This window comes from Flavobacterium sp. (genome assembly GCF_044338735.1).
Classification (GTDB): Bacteria; Bacteroidota; Bacteroidia; order Flavobacteriales; family Flavobacteriaceae; genus Flavobacterium.
In genome coordinates this window covers 1-17,599 of sequence record NZ_JBIIWV010000029.1, presented here as the reverse complement: position 1 = coordinate 17,599, position 17,599 = coordinate 1, and the positions used below count along the sequence as shown (strand labels likewise).

Genomic DNA, 17,599 nt, shown 5'->3' with positions numbered 1-17,599 from the left:
ACTGTATATTTAGACCGTTTCACTTTTCAGAGTTAACATAGCAAATCTGTGTGAATCCGATAAATCTGTGTCATCTGTGTTCTAAAACCAAAAGCGAAGATACTAGATAATTTGTTAATTTAGAAACACAAAAAAATGAAAATGTTTATATTCGTACAATATTAAAAACCTCGAAGATGTTTCGTATACTTTTGGCTTTGTTTTTTATTAAACTATCATTTGCCCAACAAATAGATAAAGTTGATTTTATTAAATGTGATGCTTTATTATTTCCTAATGCGTCTGACAAATCTATTTCAGGAACTATAACTTACGAATTTAAAGTTACTAAAATTATAGATACCATTAAAATCGATGCGAAAAACATGGAGTTTTCTAATGTGATGATTAATAATGAATTGGTGAAATTTAATAATTCTGGAAAAACATTGGATCTGTTTGAAGGTTTTAAAAAAGGGAAAAATAAAGTGACTTTTAGCTATTTTGCAAAACCAAAACAAACGCTTTATTTTACAGGTCAAGATGAAAACTTACAAATTTGGACACAGGGACAAGGAAAATACACCAGTCATTGGTTGCCAAGTTTTGATGATGTGAATGAGAAAGTAGTTTTCAGGATAACTATTAAATATTATGTAAATATGGATAAATTTCAATTTGATCCTATTGCATTATCTAATGGTAAATTGAATTTTGAGAAAAACACTATAAGTTGGAGTAGAGGCGTAAACGATATTACCAGAAATTATCAAATGCAAAAACCGATGTCGTCTTATTTAGTAATGCTGGCGTTTGGAAATTTTGTAAAGCTAGAAGCCAAAAGCAAATCTGGAACGTCTTTAGAATTCTATTTAGACAAAAATGATGTGTCTAAATTTGAACCTACGTTTCGCTATTCAGCAGCACTTTTTGATTATTTGGAACAAGAAATAGGCGTGAAGTATCCTTGGGGCATTTACCGTCAGGTTCCGGTTCGCGATTTTTTATATGCGGGTATGGAAAATACGACTTCGACTATTTTCTCGCAAGATTTTGTAGTGGATTCCATAGGTTTTAATGATCGGAATTATGTCAATGTCAACGCACATGAGTTGGCCCATCAATGGTTTGGTAATTTCATAACGGCACAATCGGGAACCCATCATTGGTTACAAGAAGGATTTGCAACGTATTATGCTCTATTAGCTGAACGTCATTTGTTTGGCGATGATTATTTTTATGAAGCATTAAACGATTATGCCGAACAATTACAGTTAGCCGCTAAAACTGATACTATTCCTGTAATGAATGAAAAAGCGAGTTCATTATCGTTTTACAAAAAAGGTGCTTGGGCATTGCATGTTTTACGAGAAGATATTGGAGCGAAAAACTTTCAAAAAGCCGTTAAAAAGTATTTAAAAAAATACCAATATAAAAACGTCAATACGGATGATTTCTTGCAAATTGTAAAAGAGGTTTCAGGTTATGACGTGGAGAATTTCAAAAAGGTTTGGTTAGAAACGGCAGGATTTGATCGAGCTTTGGCTCAAAAGTACTTGAATAAAAATAACTTTATTCAATATTTTTCAACGCTCCGAAAAAGTAAGAAGTCTTTGTTTGAATTAGTAGCAATAATGCAATCTGATGCCTATTATCCGATTAAGCAATATGTGGTTTTCCAGACCCAAAGTTTGCCTTTTGAGGAACGTAAAGTGATTTTGGAAACCGCTTTAGCAACCAATAATCTTTTCGTAAGAAAAGCAGTAGCAGCATCATTACCTATGATACCAGAAGCTTTTAAAATACACTATGAAACATTGTTGCACGATGATTCTTATGAAACCAAAGAAATTGCATTAATTAATTTGTGCCAAAGTTTTCCAGAAAACGTTGAATACTATTTAGAACAAATGAAAGGGATTGAGGGCAATAATGATAAAAGTTTAAAATTAACTTGGTTGAAATTAAAACTTGTAAATGGTCAAAATTCTGAAAATGAACAAAAACAACTCCTAGAAGAATTACTAAAATATGCATCAACAGATTACGAAAGTTCTATTCGTCAAAATGCTTTAGAAATCTTATTAGATGTTAATTATGTCAATCCGAAGGTTATAGAAGCTTTATTTTTAGCAACGAATCATCACAAATGGCAGTTTACAAAATTTGCAAGAGAGAAAATAAGAACCTTGTTAAAACAGCCAGACTTTAGAAATCAAGTAGAAATTTTTGTTAGGACTGTTGATGAAAAAACGGCTGCTTTGTATATGAAGTTTTTAAAAGAGTAAAGTAATAAAACACAAATTTCTAAAAAACCCTTTTCAATTCTTCTTTCAAATAACTGATTGCAATAGAACTTGGAGCTTCAACTTCGGTTAATTCAAGCATGATGGCTTCTCTCATTTTATCCGCATCGGCCACTTCTTCTCTAAGTGCTTGTTTTCTGATCATTTGTATGGTACTGTTTTTCGCTTTTAAGATAATATGCCACGTTTCAGCAGTAAGGTAAATTTGTTGCGATAAATTATGTTCAAATTCGGTTTGAATCTGATGCGTTAATAAAGTAGCATAATCGTCTTTGCTTTTTCCTGTAGGCGCCACACGCAATAATAAATGAGTTGGATTAATGCGTTCTAACAATAATACCATTCGCTCATAGGCTTGTAACCGAATGGGTAGCGCTTGTTTTTGATTTTCTCTTAGCAATTCAAACTTGCGTTTGCTTTCTTCACTGTTATAGAATTTTTGCATCATTACAAAAGCCACTCCGCCGGTAATTAAAGCGGGTAGGGTATAAGCTGCTATTTCTAGTAATTTATCTTCGATCGTCATTTTAGAGTTGGTTTAATTTCAGTGCAAATTAAGATTAAAAAATTTAATTATCAAATTTGAACTCGCGTTGTTTGTATTCTTGTTCTAATGGTTAATAACTTCTTTTGTATTAACCCCTTTCATAATGTATTTTTGTAAATTAGATTAAAGCACTTATTGACTATGAAAGAAATGCAACGGTATATTAGCCAATTAAACGAAGCGCAACAAGCACCTGTTTTACAAAAAGAAGGCCCCATGATTGTTATTGCGGGAGCGGGTTCTGGTAAAACACGTGTGTTAACCGTTCGTATTGCTAATTTAATGAGTCTGGGTGTCGATGCTTTTAATATTTTGGCCTTAACCTTTACCAACAAAGCGGCGCGTGAAATGAAAAAACGTATTGCTGATATTGTGGGAACAAACGAAGCTAAGAACCTTTGGATGGGAACTTTTCACTCGGTTTTTGCAAAAATTTTACGAAGTGAAGCCGACAAATTAGGGTACCCTTCAAACTTTACGATTTATGACACTCAAGATTCTGTGCGATTACTAGGCGCTATCATCAAAGAGATGCAACTCGACAAAGACATATACAAACCCAAACAAATTTTAGGTCGGATTTCTTCTTATAAAAATTCGTTGATTACGGTTAAAGCTTATTTCAATAATCCCGAATTGCAAGAAGCCGATGCGATGAGTAAAAAACCGCGTATGGGCGAAATTTATCAGAATTATGTGGAGCGTTGTTTTAAATCGGGCGCCATGGATTTTGATGATTTATTATTGAAAACCAACGAATTATTAAATTTGTATCCTGATGTTTTAGCGAAATACCAAGACCGTTTTCGCTATATATTAGTTGATGAGTACCAAGATACCAACCATTCACAATATTTGATTGTTCGTGCATTATCGGACAGATTTCAAAACATTTGTGTGGTAGGTGACGATGCGCAGAGTATTTATGCCTTTCGTGGTGCTAACATCAACAATATTTTAAATTTTCAAAAGGATTACGAAAATGTGAAATTGTATCGTTTGGAGCAAAATTATCGTTCGTCAAAAAATATTGTAGAAGCAGCCAATAACGTTATTGATAAGAATAAAACTAAGTTGGATAAAATTGTTTGGACTTCGAATGCTGATGGGCCAAAAATTAAAGTCCACCGAAGTTTAACTGATGGTGAAGAAGGTCGTTTTGTAGCCGCTACTATTTTTGAGCAAAAGATGCAAAATCAAATGCTTAATGGCCAATTTGCTATTTTGTATCGTACCAATGCGCAATCTCGTGCCATGGAAGATGCCTTGCGTAAACGCGATATACCGTACCGAATTTATGGTGGTTTGTCGTTTTATCAACGAAAGGAAATTAAAGATGTTTTGGCCTACTTACGTTTGGTAATTAATCCGAAAGACGAAGAAGCGTTAGTGCGTGTGATTAATTATCCTGCTCGTGGAATAGGTGACACTACCGTTGAAAAATTAACAGTTGCAGCCAATCATTACAAGCGTTCTATTTTTGAAGTAATGGAACACATTGATAAAATTGATTTGAAGCTGAACTCGGGTACGAAAAATAAAATCTCTGATTTTGTTACGATGATTAAAAGTTTTCAAATCATTAATGAAAATCAGGATGCGTTTTTCTTAACCGATCATGTTACTAAGAAAACCGGATTGGTTCAAGAATTGAAAAAAGACGGCACGCCTGAAGGCATTGCTAAAATTGAAAACATAGAAGAGTTACTTAACGGTATTAAAGATTTCACCGAAGGACAAAAAGAAATCGATGGTGCCAGAGGTGCTTTAGACGAGTTTTTAGAAGATGTAGCTTTGGCAACCGACTTGGACAAAGATACAGGCGATGACGATCGAGTGGCATTGATGACCATTCACTTAGCGAAAGGACTAGAATTTCCGCATGTGTTTATTGTAGGATTAGAAGAAGATTTATTTCCTAGTGCGATGAGTTTGAATACCCGAAGCGAATTAGAAGAGGAACGTCGTTTATTCTACGTAGCTTTAACTCGTGCAGAACATCAAGCCTATTTGACCTATGCGCAATCGCGTTATAGATGGGGGAAATTAGTCGATAGCGAACCTTCGCGTTTTATTGAAGAAATCAACGATGAATATTTAGAATATTTGAATCCTGTAGATTCAGGTTATCGTTATAAACCCGTTATGAATATTGATGTTTTTGGGGATATTGATAAAACTAAATTACGATTAGCAAAACCTACTGCTGGAACACCACCAAAGAGTCCGCTAACCCCTGAAGGGGGAATCAATATTCCGAATATTAGACGATTAAAACCCGTTTCGAATAATTCAGGAAACTCAAATACAATTGATACAAATTTAGCGGTTGGAAATATCGTGCTGCATGAGCGTTTTGGAAAAGGACAAATTTTAAGTATGGAAGGCATTGGCGCCGATAAAAAAGCGGAAATTCGTTTCGATGTGGGTGGCTTGAAGAAGTTGTTGTTGCGTTTTGCAAAGTTGGAAGTGATAGGGTAACGCTTTAAGCATAAAGCAAACAAATATGGCAGAATTCATAAAAATATACGAAGATAAACCCAGCGAAGCGGCTATTAAAAAGGTAGTTGATGTTTTGAGAAATGGTGGTTTAGTTATTTATCCTACCGATACCGTTTATGGATTAGGCTGTGATATTACCAATTCTCGTGCGTTGGAAAAATTAGCTAAAATTAAAGGTGTAAAGTTAGAAAAAGCCAATTTTTCTTTTGTGTGTTCTGGTTTGAGTCATCTTTCCGATTATGTAAAGCAAATTGACACTGCTACTTTTAAAATATTAAAACGTGCCTTACCAGGACCTTATACATTCATTTTGCCAGGAAATAATGATTTACCTAAAGAATTTAGAAAGAAGCAAACAGTAGGTATTCGTGTTCCTGCTAATAATATTGCCTTGCAAATCGTTGAACTACTAGGAAATCCAATAGTATCTACTTCTATACATGATGAAGATGATGTTATTGAATATTCTACTGATCCTGAATTGATTTTTGAGAAATGGAACAATAAAGTAGATGTAGTTATTGATGGCGGTTATGGAGATAATGTGGCCTCTACGATTATTGATTTAACAGGACATGAACCAGAAGTAATTCGAGAAGGCAAGGGAAGTTTAGATATATTATAAATAAAAAAAACGCTTTCAATTGAAAGCGTTTTTTTATATTTCTAAATGTTATTTCTTTTCGAAATTTTTCATTTCTTTTTCTATCATGTCATAAAATTGGTCAATTTTTGGCATGATGATAATGCGTGTTCTTCTGTTTTTAGCTCTGTTTGCAGGTGTATCATTTGCCACAAGAGGAATGTAAGAACTTCTACCAGCAGGAATTAATTGTTTTGGATTAACACCTAAATCTATTTGAAGTACTCTTACAATAGAAGTTGCACGTTTTACCGATAAATCCCAGTTGTCTAACAATACTGCATTTTTAAAAGGAAGATTATCTGTGTGACTTTCTACCATACATTCAAAATCTGGCTTGCTGTTGACAACTTTTGCTACTTTAGCTAATACTTCTTTAGCTCTGTCGCTCACTTCATAACTTCCCGATTTGAATAATAAATTATCCGCAATAGAAATCATTACCACTCCTTTTTCAACATTGATGTTGATGTCTGGATCGTCGATTCCCACTTCGCGTTTTAAACTGGTAACTAAAGCTAATGTTACACTGTCTTTTTTAGTTAACGCATCTTGTAAGCGATAGATTTTTAAATCTTTTTCTTTTAAACTTTCAAGAGATTTTTCTAAGTTTTGCGAATTTTTTGCAGTTAAAACTGTTAATTCTTTTGAACTACTGATTAATTCGGTGTTGTTTTGTTTTAAGTAATTCACTTGACCTGTTAACGCTTCTTTTTCAGATAAACATACATTTAACTTGATAGTAGCGGTGTTTAACAATTCTTGAATTTCTTTGTTTTTAGTTTCTAATAACGCAAATTTCTTTTTAGAAACGCACGAGGTTAAAGAGATAGAAACTAAAGTGATGATTAACAATACTTTTTTCATGAGATTGATTATTTTTACAAAGTTATAAAGAAGTTTAAGTAAATAAAAATTTTAAGCATAAACTATTGTTAAAACAATTTAGCAAACACCTTGCCATTTTTAAAAAAATAGGATACAATAATGCTTGTTATTTTATAATAATTTGGTTTTTGAATTGCCATTCGTTTGTAATAAAATTGTCTAAAGCACTTATAAAAAGCAAAATGAGCATGTAAAATTGCCAAACAATGCATGAATTTTCCTTTAAAAATATATTGAATACCTGCTAATCCGTCTAAGAATAATCGAATAAAAAGTATCGGTAGTAGTTGGTTTTTCGGAAGATTCTTAGTTAGCATTAATAATGAGTTTCTAAAATTCAAGTAGGTTTTCATTGGGTTGCCCTCGTTTAGCGTAGCGCCTCCAACATGATAAACTACCGATTTTGAAGTATATTTTGTTTGGTATCCGAGGTTAAATGCTCTCCAACACAAATCTATTTCTTCTTGATGTGCAAAAAAATCGGCATCAAAACCATTTAATTCACGAAATACATCTTTCCGAATGAAAAAACAGGCTCCTGTCGCCCAAAATATTTCAAGTTCATCATCATACTGATTTTGGTCTTCTTCAAGCGTTTCAAATATTCGACCTCTACAAAACGGATAACCAAATTTATCAATAAAACCGCCAGCCGCTCCGGCATATTCAAAATGCGTTTTCTTTTTATAATCCAATAATTTAGGTTGAATGATAGCAGTTTTGGGTTGGCTTTCGAATAGATTTAAAACAGAAGTAAGCCAATTTTCAGTTACTTCAATATCTGAATTTACTAGTGCATAAAATTCTTCTTCTACCTCTTGTAACGCATCATTATATCCTTTTGCATAACCAAAGTTTCCAGTATTTTGAATAATTTTTACAGAAGGAAATTGACTTTTAATTACTTCAATTGAATCGTCAGTTGAAGCATTATCAGCCACATAAATAGTTGCTTCATCGGAAAAAGCAAGTACCGAAGGCAAAAACTGTTCTAACAATTTTGCTCCGTTCCAATTTAATATGACTACTGCTATTTTTTTCAAGTGTTTTTTTGTTTCAGGTTTCAAGTTGTTTTGATTTCAAAAAAAGTCTTCCATCATCCATCTTCCAGCACCCATCATTTATATTTTGGAAGTTCTTTCAGGAAAATGTACTTTTCATTCTCAAAATCCATTTGGCAAAAATAATGATTTAGTCCATTGGTTACCATTAAATATTTTGCTTTCAAAACTAAATTATAACGTGCAATTTGATCAAATGTGTTTTGGGAAATCGGAACTTCTGGTGCTTTGCATTCAATGAGTAAAAAAATATCTCCATTAGGATGAAATACAACTACATCATATCGTTTACTTAAATCATTAATTTTAATTAATTTTTCAACATTAATATATGATTTTGGAAATTTTTTATCTTGTAATAAAAACTGAACCGTATGCTGACGAACCCATTCTTCTGGTGTAAGCAGAATAAATTTTTTTCTGATTTCATCAAAGATAGCTGTTTTATTTTCACTATTTTTGAACCGAAAGGAATAAACTGGAAAGTTCAACTTTTTCATGAGACAAAAATAGTTATTTTATACTAACTGCCAACTGCTACTGACCACTGAATACTATAATATGGAAGAAGTAATTCAAATTACGAAAGATATTAAAGCAGGTTTAATCAAACCCATTTATTTTTTAATGGGAGAAGAACCTTATTATATTGATAAATTGACCGAGTTTATTGAACAAAATATACTTCAAGAACACGAGCGCGATTTTAATCAATCCATATTATACGGTCGAGATGTTACCATTGAAGAAGTTATAGGTACTGCAAAACGGTTTCCAATGATGGCCGATCGACAAGTTGTTGTAGTTAGAGAAGCTCAAGAATTATCAAGAACCATTGATAAATTAGAAGCTTATGCTGATAATCCACAACCTACAACAGTCCTTGTTTTTGCTTATAAATACAAAACCTTAGATAAGCGTAAAAAGATTACTAAATTATTAGATAAAGTAGGAGTGGTTTATGAAAGCAAAAAGCTTTATGAAAATCAAGTAGGTGATTGGATCAAGCGTGTTTTGTCTGGACAAGGTTATTCAATTGAGCCTAAAGCAGTAGCCATGTTGGTCGAATTTTTAGGTACCGATTTATCAAAAATCAATAATGAACTAGAAAAACTTAAAATTATTTTACCAAAAGGTCACACGTTCACTCCTAACGATATCGAAGAAAATATTGGTTTTAGTAAAGACTTTAATAATTTTGAGTTGCGAAAAGCTATCGGTGAGAAAAATCAAGTGAAAGCGTATCAGATAATTCATTATTTTGCTCAAAATCCAAAAGATAATCCCCTGGTTGTAACAACAGGTTTAGTTTTCGGTTTCTTTTCCCAATTGTTGCAATATCAAGGATTAAAGGATAAATCCCAAATGAATGCGGCTAAAGTATTGAAGGTAAATCCTTATTTTGTTAAAGATTATGAAGTTGCTTTTAGAAATTATCCTATGAAAAAAGTGAGCACAATTGTCTCAGCACTTCGAACCATAGATGTTAAGAGTAAAGGCGTTGGAGCAGCTTCTACTTCTCAACATGATTTATTAAAAGAATTATTAATTACAATTTTTAATTAATTTTCTGGAGTATAAAAAATTTAAAATTCGTAACTTCGCAAACCTAATTTTTTCGAATCTTTAGTAAATAAAATGAATTATGGGAATGAATAAAAATACAGTTTTAGCTTGGGCAACTTTCATTATGATTTTAATGGGCATCATCTTAATTTGCCTAGGAATATACAGATATGCCGATGTAGCAGGTTGGGGATTCTCAGCCGTGGGTGTTGGTTTCTTCGCAATAGCTTGGGTATTTAATGCTCTGAAAGGAAGGGTTTAAAAAGTAAAAAGTACAAAGTTTTAATAATCATAAATCAAACATATATTTTATGTCAGACGATAAGAAAGTAATCTTCTCAATGCAAAAATTGAGTAAAAGTTACCCAGGTGCAGATAAACCAGTATTAAAAAATATTTATTTGAGTTTCTTTTACGGAGCTAAAATTGGTATTTTGGGACTTAATGGTTCTGGTAAATCCTCCTTGTTACGAATTATTGCAGGAGTTGATAAAAATTATCAAGGCGATGTAGTTTTTCAACCCGGTTATACTGTTGGATATTTAGAGCAAGAGCCACTTTTAGACGAAACAAAAACGGTTATTGATATCGTTCGTGAAGGTGCTGCTGAAACGTTTGAATTATTAGCAGAATTTAATAAAATTAATGACGATTTTGGTTTGCCTGAAGTCTATGAGAATCCTGAAAAAATGGAAAAGCTTATGGATCGTCAAGCAGAATTACAAGATAAAATAGATGCTTGTGGGGCTTGGGAAATTGATACTAAATTAGAAATTGCAATGGATGCGCTTCGTACTCCAGATCCTGAAACACCAATAAATATATTGTCTGGTGGAGAAAAACGTCGTGTGGCTTTATGTCGTTTACTTTTACAACAACCTGATGTATTATTATTAGATGAGCCAACCAACCACTTGGATGCCGAATCGGTACTTTGGTTAGAACAACATTTAGCACAATATTCAGGAACGGTAATTGCCGTTACGCACGACAGATATTTCCTAGATAATGTTGCTGGTTGGATTTTAGAACTTGATAGAGGAGAAGGTATTCCGTGGAAAGGAAATTACTCGTCTTGGTTAGAGCAAAAATCTAACAGAATGGCATTAGAAGAAAAAGTGGTTTCTAAAAGAAGAAAAAATTTAGAGCGTGAATTAGATTGGGTACGTCAAGGAGCAAAAGGTCGTCAGACCAAGCAGAAAGCACGTTTACAGAACTACGATAAATTATTAAACGAAGATCAAAAAGAATTAGACGAGAAATTAGAAATTTATATTCCTAATGGACCTCGTTTAGGAACTAATGTAATTGAAGCTAAAAATGTTGCGAAAGCATTTGGTGATAAATTATTATACGACGATTTAAATTTTGTATTGCCACAAGCGGGAATTGTTGGAATTATCGGTCCGAATGGTGCTGGGAAATCTACCATTTTCAAAATGATTATGGGCGAACAAAAGGCAGATGCTGGAACTTTTGCTATCGGAGAAACGGTAAAAATTGCTTATGTGGATCAATCGCACTCCAATATTGATGTGAATAAAACACTTTGGGAAAACTTTTGTGACGGACAAGAATTAATTATGATGGGTGGACGTCAAGTGAATTCAAGAGCATATTTATCTCGTTTTAATTTTGGTGGAAGTGATCAAAACAAAAAAGTGGCTACATTGTCTGGTGGAGAACGAAATCGTCTGCATTTAGCCATGACGTTAAAAGAAGAAGGAAACGTATTGCTTTTAGATGAGCCAACAAATGATTTAGATGTAAACACGCTTCGTGCCTTAGAAGAAGGTATAGAAAACTTTGCAGGTTGTGCCGTTATTATTTCTCACGACAGATGGTTTTTAGATAGAGTTTGTACTCATATTTTAGCTTTTGAAGGCGAATCTCAAGTGTATTGTTTTGAAGGAAGTTTCTCGGAATACGAAGAAAACAAACGCAAACGATTAGGTAAAGATGTTATGCCAACTCGAATTAAATACAAGAAATTGATTCGATAATAGATAAAAAAAACGCTGGTTAATACCAGCGTTTTTTGTTTTTCTTAGAGGCTTCCGATTTTCTAGAATTTGAATTCGGATTGATTTTATTTTTGTCTTTATTTCTTAAATCTGGTTTAGCATCTGGATTTACTTCTTCATCTTTCCATGTATACTGATGATCAGTAACCACTTTAACTTTCATTCGAATTAATTTTTCGATGTCTTGCCAAAACGGTTTTTCGTCCTTTCCACAAAAAGAAATCGCTAAGCCCGAATTTCCAGCTCTACCGGTTCGACCAATACGGTGAACATAAGTTTCTGAAATATTTGGAATATCAAAATTAATTACAAAAGGAAGTTGCTCAATATCGATTCCACGAGCAGCAATATCGGTGGCTACTAAAATATCAATTTCCTTATTTTTGAATTGCTCTAAAACACGTTGGCGTGCATTTTGCGATTTATCTCCATGAATAGCTTCAGCTTTTATACTTGCTTTCTTTAATACTTTCACAATATTATCAGCACCGTGTTTGGTTCTTGTAAATACCAAAGCATTACTCAAACTTTCTTCGATGATCAATTGTTTTAAAAGCAATCTTTTGTCGTCTTTATTAACGAAATACACTTTTTGAGTTACGTTTTCAGCTGTACTTGAAACAGGAGTTACTGAGATGTATTTTGGTTTGGTTAAAAAAGTATCAGCTAGTTCTCTAATTGCTAAGGGCATGGTTGCCGAAAACAATAAGGTTTGTCTGTTATCAGGCGTTAATTTGATGATTTTCTTCACATCGTTAATAAACCCCATGTCTAGCATTTGATCTGCTTCATCTAACACTAAATGATGTAGGTGGTCTAAATCAATATAACCTTGTTTATGTAAGTCTAAAAGTCTTCCAGGTGTCGCAATTAAAACATCAATACCCATTTTAAGTTCGTTAACTTGAGGAACTTGATTCACTCCACCAAAAATAACTAACGATTTTACATTTGTATATTTCCCGTAGGTTTTGAAGCTTTCGTCTATTTGAATTGCTAATTCACGGGTAGGCGTTACTACTAGGGTTCTAATGTGTTTTGCTTTCTTCGCCGAACCTACAATTCGATGAATTAAGTTTAATATAGGAATAGCAAACGCTCCGGTTTTACCCGTACCAGTTTGTGCACAAGCCACTAAGTCTTGTCCCAATAAAATTTCCGGGATTGCTTGTTCTTGAATAGGCGTTGGATTGGAATACCCTTCCTCTTCCAAAGCTTGTTGAATATTGTTGTATAGTTTTAAATCGTTAAATGTCATATAAAATAATTAGTACTAATGCATCGTAGCAATAGTATACAAAGGTAGTGTTATTTTATTTAACTTGATTTTTGAAACGTTATAACGCTTTTGCTTTCATGAAATCGGTAATCAGTGCGGCAATTAGTTTACCGGTTAAATGATTGTTTTTTGAATCATCTAATTCTGGAGCGCCTTCACAAATATGCAAATAAGAAGCATTGGCATGTTTGCCCATAAAGTAAATGTAATGACGTGCTTTGTCTACACTTAATCCGCTTAAAGTCATAGCACTACTAGGAATACCAGGTATCGCATCTAAATCTAATTCAACGCCAAAAGGTTCATTCTTTATGAATTCAAGCGCTTCTTCAAGTTCTGTTTCAAATATTTTTTCTCTTTTGACTTCCAGTTCTTCGTAAGTAACAAATTTAACTCTGGTTGTTAGTTCTTTCAATGTATTGAAAACACTTTTAGAAACAAAATTTTCATGCAATCCAAATACAAAATACTTTTTCAAAAAGCCATCTTCAAAAGCATAGCTAAATCCATTTCCAGAATGTCTTCCTTCTAATATTCTAAAATCGGTATGGGCGTCAAAGTTTATTGCATTAACAGATTTACCTTTAGCTAAGGCAAGTCCTTTAATGTTACCGTAAGCGTTGTTATGACCGCCGCCTATTATAATTGGAAATTTTCCTGCTTTACAGATTTGATGAATAACGTGTGATACTTCTTTGTCTATTTTTTCAACTAGTTCAAAAAGTTGTTTGCGGTCTTCCTTATTTTTAGGATCTAAAGATTGTGCGATAGCTTGTTCTTGATCAAAATTCAAATGTCCTAGAACTAATAAATCACTTCCTTTACAATATTTATTATGCTGAATATTGACTAAGTTATTCAAAGCACTTTGATAAGCAGAAGCAGCTCCTGTTCTCCCTAAATTTGCTTTAACACCAATATCTTCTGGGAGACCAATTAATACAAATCTAGCTTCGCATGTTGCTATATATTCATAATCCTTGGTGTCTTTTGGAAGGGTATGTATTTTTTCACCAAATTTAATTTCACCACTTCTGTGATTTGTAATTTTAGCTAACTCAAAAGGAGTAAGTATCGATATGTTTTCCATAAAAATGTTAAAAATTGGCAATCCAAATGTACTATTTTAAAATAAAAATCGTTATATTTTTATTATTTTCTTTTTTTAATTGTAAATTTGAACATCTAATTTTTAACCTACATAAATTATGGAAAGTAATTCAAATAATTCAGGCTTAAAAGCAGCGGTAGTTGTTTTAGCATTATTACTATTAGCAAGTATCGGCTACATTTATAAAATTACTTCAGATTCCAAAAAAGAGGTAACGGAATTGACTTCTGAAAAAGATACATTAGCAGAAGAATTAAAAGCTAAAATTGCAGAATATGATCTTATGATTGCTGATAACACAGCACTTAAAGATGAAATTCAGGCAGAACAAGCTAAAATGGTGGCGCTTTTAGAACAAGTTGAAAAATCAAGAGGAGATGCAGCTGCGATGGCTAAATATAAAGGAGCTTATTTAAAATTAAAAGGCGAAATGGATAATTTAGTAGCTGAAAATAAACTTTTAAAAGAACAGAATGTTACTTTGACTTCTAGTTTAGATAGCACCAAAGTAGTTTTAGATGATGCTAAGAAATTTAACGATACCTTGTTAGTTCAAAATGAAGGATTGACAAAAACTGTTGATAAAGGTTCTAAGCTTGCCGTTTTAAATTTGAAAGTATTTGCTGTAAAACAAAAAAGTTCGGGAAAACAAATTGAAACAGACAAAGCAGGCCGTGCTGATAAATTGAAAGTAAGTTTTTTAATTGCAGAAAATCAAATTGCAAAAACAGGTAGCAGAGAATATTATGTTCAAATTATAGACAGTAAAAACAATATCTTGGGTGAAAAGAAAACAATTCCTGCTGGAGATAAAACGTTGACTTATAGCTTTATTTCAACGGTAAAATATGAAAATAAAACAGTTCAAGTTGATGAAGAAGTAACAGGAAAAGATTTTGCAGCTGGAACTTATTTTGTAAATGTTTTTGATAAAAATTCGGAATTAGTTTCAAAAACAAGTTTTACATTACGTTAATACAATTCTTATATTATAAAAATTAAAAATCCTGAGGTAATTTACTTCAGGATTTTTTTTATAAAAATTTGGTCAAATAGTTTCCAATTCCTACCGCAGAGATTGTTAGAATTACCGAAGTAATAATATAAATATAGGCAGAAAATTGTTGCTGGTTTTGAAACAAATTATAGTTTTCAACTGCAAAGCTTGAAAAAGTAGTAAAACCTCCACAAAAACCAATTATTAAAAGAAATTTTAATGGATGATTTTCGGGATAAAATTTAGCTAACACACCAATAAAAACACCAATAAGTAAACTCCCTAAAATATTAATTACTAAAGTGCTAATAGGGAAGGAGCCTTGAAAATATTTTGAAGCGAACCAACCCGATAAATAGCGTAATATGCTGCCAATTGCGCCGCCTAATCCTACAAGGATAATTGTTTTTATCATAATTAAATAAATTGTCCTTCAATCATTACTCGTTCAATTAGATTTGTTCCAAAAGCATAGGGTAATTCATAAAAACTATTGATTGGTTTTGTGAGAATTATATTTGCTCTTTTCCCTTTAGTTATACTGCCATGAGTTGCAGAAATTCCCATTGCATAAGCTCCATTTATTGTAGCTGCATTGATTGCTTCCTCTGGCGTCATTTTCATTTTAATGCAAGCTGTAGCCACCACAAAATTCATATTTCCGGAAGGTGTTGTGCCTGGGTTATAATCTGATGCTAGGGCTAATGGTAATCCTGCATCAATTATTTTTCGTGCTGGAGTATATGGAATAATTATAAAATAGGAACAACTTGGAAGTGCAACCGGCATAGTTTTACTGTTGTGTAAAGCCCTTAAATCCTCATCGGTTACAAGTTCCAGATGATCTACCGATAGAGCGCCATTTTCTACACAGGCTTTAATACCATTAATAGCAGTAAATTGGTTGACATGAATCTTTGCAGACAAGCCATATTTTTTTCCGGCTTCCATTATTTTTATGGTTTCTGCTACCGAAAAATAACCTGTTTCTAAGAAAGCATCGATGTAATCGGCTAAATTTTCATTAGCAATTTTTGGTAACATTTCATTGATAATTAAATCGATATAACCATCATGATTTTCTTTATACTCAATTGGAAAAGCATGGGCACCTAAAAAAGTTGCTTTAATGGCAATTGGATAATTTTCTTTTAAACGTTTAATTACGCGAAGCATTTTGATTTCACCATCTACCGATAATCCATATCCCGATTTTATTTCAACAGCACCCGTTCCTTGTTGCATGATTTCTTCTAACCGAAGTTTTGATTGTTCGTAAATTTCGTCTTCTGAAGTTTCGTTTAGCTTTTTAGCTGAATTTAAAATTCCGCCGCCACGATTGGCAATTTCTTCATATGAAAGTCCGTTGATTCGATCTACAAATTCCTGAATTCTATTGCCAGCATAAACAATGTGGGTGTGACTGTCTACCCAGGTTGGTAGAACAATGCGTCCTGTTGCATCAATGCGATCTGCTTCTGGTAGCGTTGGACAATTTTCCATAGGACCAAAATCGCTAATGATATTGTTTTCTATTAAAAGATATGCATTTTCGATTTTTGGTAAAACCGACATATCAGCACCAGCTACTTTATCAATAAACTGTTCTCTAACTTGTAAAAGTTCTTTTATATTGATGAATAATGTTTTCATTAAAATAAATTTGAGTAAAAATACTTCTCATTTTTAAAAACTCCTATCTTTATGTCAAAATTTATTTGTTTTGAGAAAAATTAAATACAAAAAAGGACGAAAAGTACAACCTGCGGTATTAGAATATACAGGGATACATAGTGATACTGTTACTGAATTACAATTGTTTGTTTATAATGTTGATGATATTACTGAGTTTCATCAAATTACGGATAAAGAAATAAATGACCATTTAGATTTTAATAAAGTCAATTGGTTAAATGTACACGGTTTGAATGATACGGATATTATTCAATCTATAGGAACAAAATTTGGAGCTGATAATTTTATAATTGGTGATATTTTAAATACTACTAAACGAACAAAATTAGAGGAGTATAGTGATGTTTTATTTTTCAATGTAAAATCACTGTTACCCATGAAATCTTCTGATAATATAAGTATTGAGCAAATTAGTTTCATTTTAAAAGACCATGTTTTACTTTCATTTCAAGAAAAAAGAAGTGATTTCTTTTTGCATATTAGGGAACGAATTCGTGCCAATTCGGGTATCGTAAGATCTAAAAAAGCTGATTTTTTACTGTATTTGTTACTCGATGCCATAATTGAAAATTTCTATATTACCCTTGAAAGTGAGGAAGATAAAATAGATAACCTAATTAATTTAATTAAAATAAATACAAAACCAGAAACATTAGAGCATATAGAAAAACATCGCGATAATTTAAACTTTTTGAAGCGATCCATTATTCCGCTTCGTGACTCATTGTATTCCATTAAAACTATTAAAGATGACAATGTATTTAATTCGATAGAACAAGAAAATTATTCTTTTTTCTCTAGACTGCATCAAAAGTGTTTAGAGTTATTAGAACAAATTGAATCCGATTTGAGTACCCTTGATAGTGCATCAAATTACTTTTTTTCGGCACAAAATCATAAAATGAATGAAGTAATGAAAACGTTGACTGTTGTTTCGATGTTTTTTTTACCGCTAACATTTATTGTAGGTGTTTATGGAATGAATTTTAAATATTTTCCAG

General features: G+C 32.5%; 16 protein-coding genes. 8 read left to right on the top strand and 8 right to left on the bottom strand.

Going from position 1 to position 17,599, the window contains the following annotated elements; genetic code table 11:
* The first annotated feature begins 176 nt into the window (after positions 1-176).
* Positions 177-2,267, top strand: coding sequence for a M1 family metallopeptidase (locus tag ACIQZC_RS03570; RefSeq protein WP_396137866.1), 2,091 nt, complete (start codon positions 177-179; stop codon positions 2,265-2,267).
* Between the two features lie 19 nt (positions 2,268-2,286).
* On the opposite strand, the gene ACIQZC_RS03565 is transcribed toward ACIQZC_RS03570, so the two are convergent.
* The gene (locus ACIQZC_RS03565) at positions 2,287-2,811 is read right to left on the bottom strand and encodes a hypothetical protein (RefSeq protein ID WP_396137865.1); all 525 of its coding nucleotides are present in this window, start codon (positions 2,809-2,811) and stop codon (positions 2,287-2,289) included.
* A 171-nt stretch (positions 2,812-2,982) separates the two neighbouring features.
* Here ACIQZC_RS03565 and ACIQZC_RS03560 point away from each other — a divergent pair, with 171 nt between their 5' ends.
* Both ACIQZC_RS03560 and ACIQZC_RS03555 read left to right on the top strand, forming a co-directional pair.
* Entirely contained in the window at positions 2,983-5,313 is a 2,331-nt protein-coding gene (locus ACIQZC_RS03560; protein WP_396137867.1) for an ATP-dependent helicase, read from the top strand.
* 25 nt (positions 5,314-5,338) lie between these two features.
* Positions 5,339-5,959, top strand: coding sequence for an L-threonylcarbamoyladenylate synthase (locus ACIQZC_RS03555; RefSeq protein ID WP_396137864.1), 621 nt, complete (start codon positions 5,339-5,341; stop codon positions 5,957-5,959).
* 48 nt (positions 5,960-6,007) lie between these two features.
* Here the strand turns inward: ACIQZC_RS03555 and ACIQZC_RS03550 are convergent, their stop codons facing one another.
* From ACIQZC_RS03550 to ACIQZC_RS03540, 3 genes are all read right to left on the bottom strand, one after another.
* Positions 6,008-6,844 (bottom strand): flagellar motor protein MotB, encoded by an 837-nt coding sequence (locus ACIQZC_RS03550; RefSeq protein ID WP_396137863.1) that lies wholly within the window; start codon positions 6,842-6,844, stop codon positions 6,008-6,010.
* 68 nt (positions 6,845-6,912) lie between these two features.
* A complete protein-coding gene (locus tag ACIQZC_RS03545; protein WP_396137862.1) occupies positions 6,913-7,908 on the bottom strand; it encodes a glycosyltransferase family 2 protein in 996 nt (331 codons plus the stop codon).
* A gap of 74 nt (positions 7,909-7,982) precedes the next feature.
* A complete protein-coding gene (locus ACIQZC_RS03540; RefSeq protein WP_396137861.1) occupies positions 7,983-8,426 on the bottom strand; it encodes a type I restriction enzyme HsdR N-terminal domain-containing protein in 444 nt (147 codons plus the stop codon).
* A 61-nt stretch (positions 8,427-8,487) separates the two neighbouring features.
* Between ACIQZC_RS03540 and holA the strand changes: the two genes are divergently transcribed.
* From holA to ettA, 3 genes are all read left to right on the top strand, one after another.
* Positions 8,488-9,492 carry a DNA polymerase III subunit delta gene (gene holA, locus ACIQZC_RS03535; protein WP_396137860.1) on the top strand — a complete coding sequence of 335 codons (1,005 nt, stop codon included), beginning with the start codon at positions 8,488-8,490 and terminating at the stop codon, positions 9,490-9,492.
* A 79-nt stretch (positions 9,493-9,571) separates the two neighbouring features.
* Positions 9,572-9,754, top strand: coding sequence for a CAL67264 family membrane protein (locus ACIQZC_RS03530; RefSeq protein ID WP_396137859.1), 183 nt, complete (start codon positions 9,572-9,574; stop codon positions 9,752-9,754).
* Positions 9,755-9,803: 49 nt separating this feature from the next.
* A complete protein-coding gene (gene ettA, locus ACIQZC_RS03525; protein WP_396137858.1) occupies positions 9,804-11,495 on the top strand; it encodes an energy-dependent translational throttle protein EttA in 1,692 nt (563 codons plus the stop codon).
* A gap of 19 nt (positions 11,496-11,514) precedes the next feature.
* On the opposite strand, the gene ACIQZC_RS03520 is transcribed toward ettA, so the two are convergent.
* Together ACIQZC_RS03520 and ACIQZC_RS03515 are read right to left on the bottom strand one after the other, a co-directional pair.
* Positions 11,515-12,774, bottom strand: a complete 1,260-nt coding sequence (locus ACIQZC_RS03520) for a DEAD/DEAH box helicase (RefSeq protein WP_396137857.1) — start codon at positions 12,772-12,774, stop codon at positions 11,515-11,517.
* A 79-nt stretch (positions 12,775-12,853) separates the two neighbouring features.
* Positions 12,854-13,885 (bottom strand): formimidoylglutamase, encoded by a 1,032-nt coding sequence (locus tag ACIQZC_RS03515; RefSeq protein WP_396137856.1) that lies wholly within the window; start codon positions 13,883-13,885, stop codon positions 12,854-12,856.
* Positions 13,886-14,003: 118 nt separating this feature from the next.
* On the opposite strand from ACIQZC_RS03515, the gene ACIQZC_RS03510 reads away from it, so the two are divergent.
* Positions 14,004-14,882: a hypothetical protein gene (locus ACIQZC_RS03510; RefSeq protein WP_396137855.1), complete on the top strand. Its 879-nt coding sequence runs from the start codon at positions 14,004-14,006 to the stop codon at positions 14,880-14,882.
* A 58-nt stretch (positions 14,883-14,940) separates the two neighbouring features.
* On the opposite strand, the gene crcB is transcribed toward ACIQZC_RS03510, so the two are convergent.
* On the bottom strand, positions 14,941-15,318 hold the full coding sequence (gene crcB, locus ACIQZC_RS03505) for a fluoride efflux transporter CrcB (RefSeq protein ID WP_396137854.1): 378 nt from the start codon (positions 15,316-15,318) through the stop codon (positions 14,941-14,943).
* A 2-nt stretch (positions 15,319-15,320) separates the two neighbouring features.
* On the bottom strand, positions 15,321-16,556 hold the full coding sequence (hutI, locus tag ACIQZC_RS03500; protein ID WP_396137853.1) for an imidazolonepropionase: 1,236 nt from the start codon (positions 16,554-16,556) through the stop codon (positions 15,321-15,323).
* Positions 16,557-16,626: 70 nt separating this feature from the next.
* Between hutI and ACIQZC_RS03495 the strand changes: the two genes are divergently transcribed.
* On the top strand, positions 16,627-17,599 hold a 973-nt coding region (locus tag ACIQZC_RS03495; protein WP_396137852.1), incomplete at its 3' end, for a magnesium and cobalt transport protein CorA.

Excerpts from the sequence above, each read along its gene's own strand:
- ACIQZC_RS03570 (WP_396137866.1), top strand. The coding sequence starts at position 177 with ATGTTTCGTATACTTTTGGCTTTGTTTTTTATTAAACTATCATTTGCC.
- ACIQZC_RS03565 (WP_396137865.1), bottom strand. The coding sequence starts at position 2,811 with ATGACGATCGAAGATAAATTACTAGAAATAGCAGCTTATACCCTACCC.
- ACIQZC_RS03560 (WP_396137867.1), top strand. The coding sequence starts at position 2,983 with ATGCAACGGTATATTAGCCAATTAAACGAAGCGCAACAAGCACCTGTT.
- ACIQZC_RS03555 (WP_396137864.1), top strand. The coding sequence starts at position 5,339 with ATGGCAGAATTCATAAAAATATACGAAGATAAACCCAGCGAAGCGGCT.
- ACIQZC_RS03550 (WP_396137863.1), bottom strand. The coding sequence starts at position 6,844 with ATGAAAAAAGTATTGTTAATCATCACTTTAGTTTCTATCTCTTTAACC.
- ACIQZC_RS03540 (WP_396137861.1), bottom strand. The coding sequence starts at position 8,426 with ATGAAAAAGTTGAACTTTCCAGTTTATTCCTTTCGGTTCAAAAATAGT.
- holA (WP_396137860.1), top strand. The coding sequence starts at position 8,488 with ATGGAAGAAGTAATTCAAATTACGAAAGATATTAAAGCAGGTTTAATC.
- ACIQZC_RS03530 (WP_396137859.1), top strand. The coding sequence starts at position 9,572 with ATGGGAATGAATAAAAATACAGTTTTAGCTTGGGCAACTTTCATTATG.
- ettA (WP_396137858.1), top strand. The coding sequence starts at position 9,804 with ATGTCAGACGATAAGAAAGTAATCTTCTCAATGCAAAAATTGAGTAAA.
- ACIQZC_RS03520 (WP_396137857.1), bottom strand. The coding sequence starts at position 12,774 with ATGACATTTAACGATTTAAAACTATACAACAATATTCAACAAGCTTTG.
- ACIQZC_RS03515 (WP_396137856.1), bottom strand. The coding sequence starts at position 13,885 with ATGGAAAACATATCGATACTTACTCCTTTTGAGTTAGCTAAAATTACA.
- ACIQZC_RS03510 (WP_396137855.1), top strand. The coding sequence starts at position 14,004 with ATGGAAAGTAATTCAAATAATTCAGGCTTAAAAGCAGCGGTAGTTGTT.
- crcB (WP_396137854.1), bottom strand. The coding sequence starts at position 15,318 with ATGATAAAAACAATTATCCTTGTAGGATTAGGCGGCGCAATTGGCAGC.
- hutI (WP_396137853.1), bottom strand. The coding sequence starts at position 16,556 with ATGAAAACATTATTCATCAATATAAAAGAACTTTTACAAGTTAGAGAA.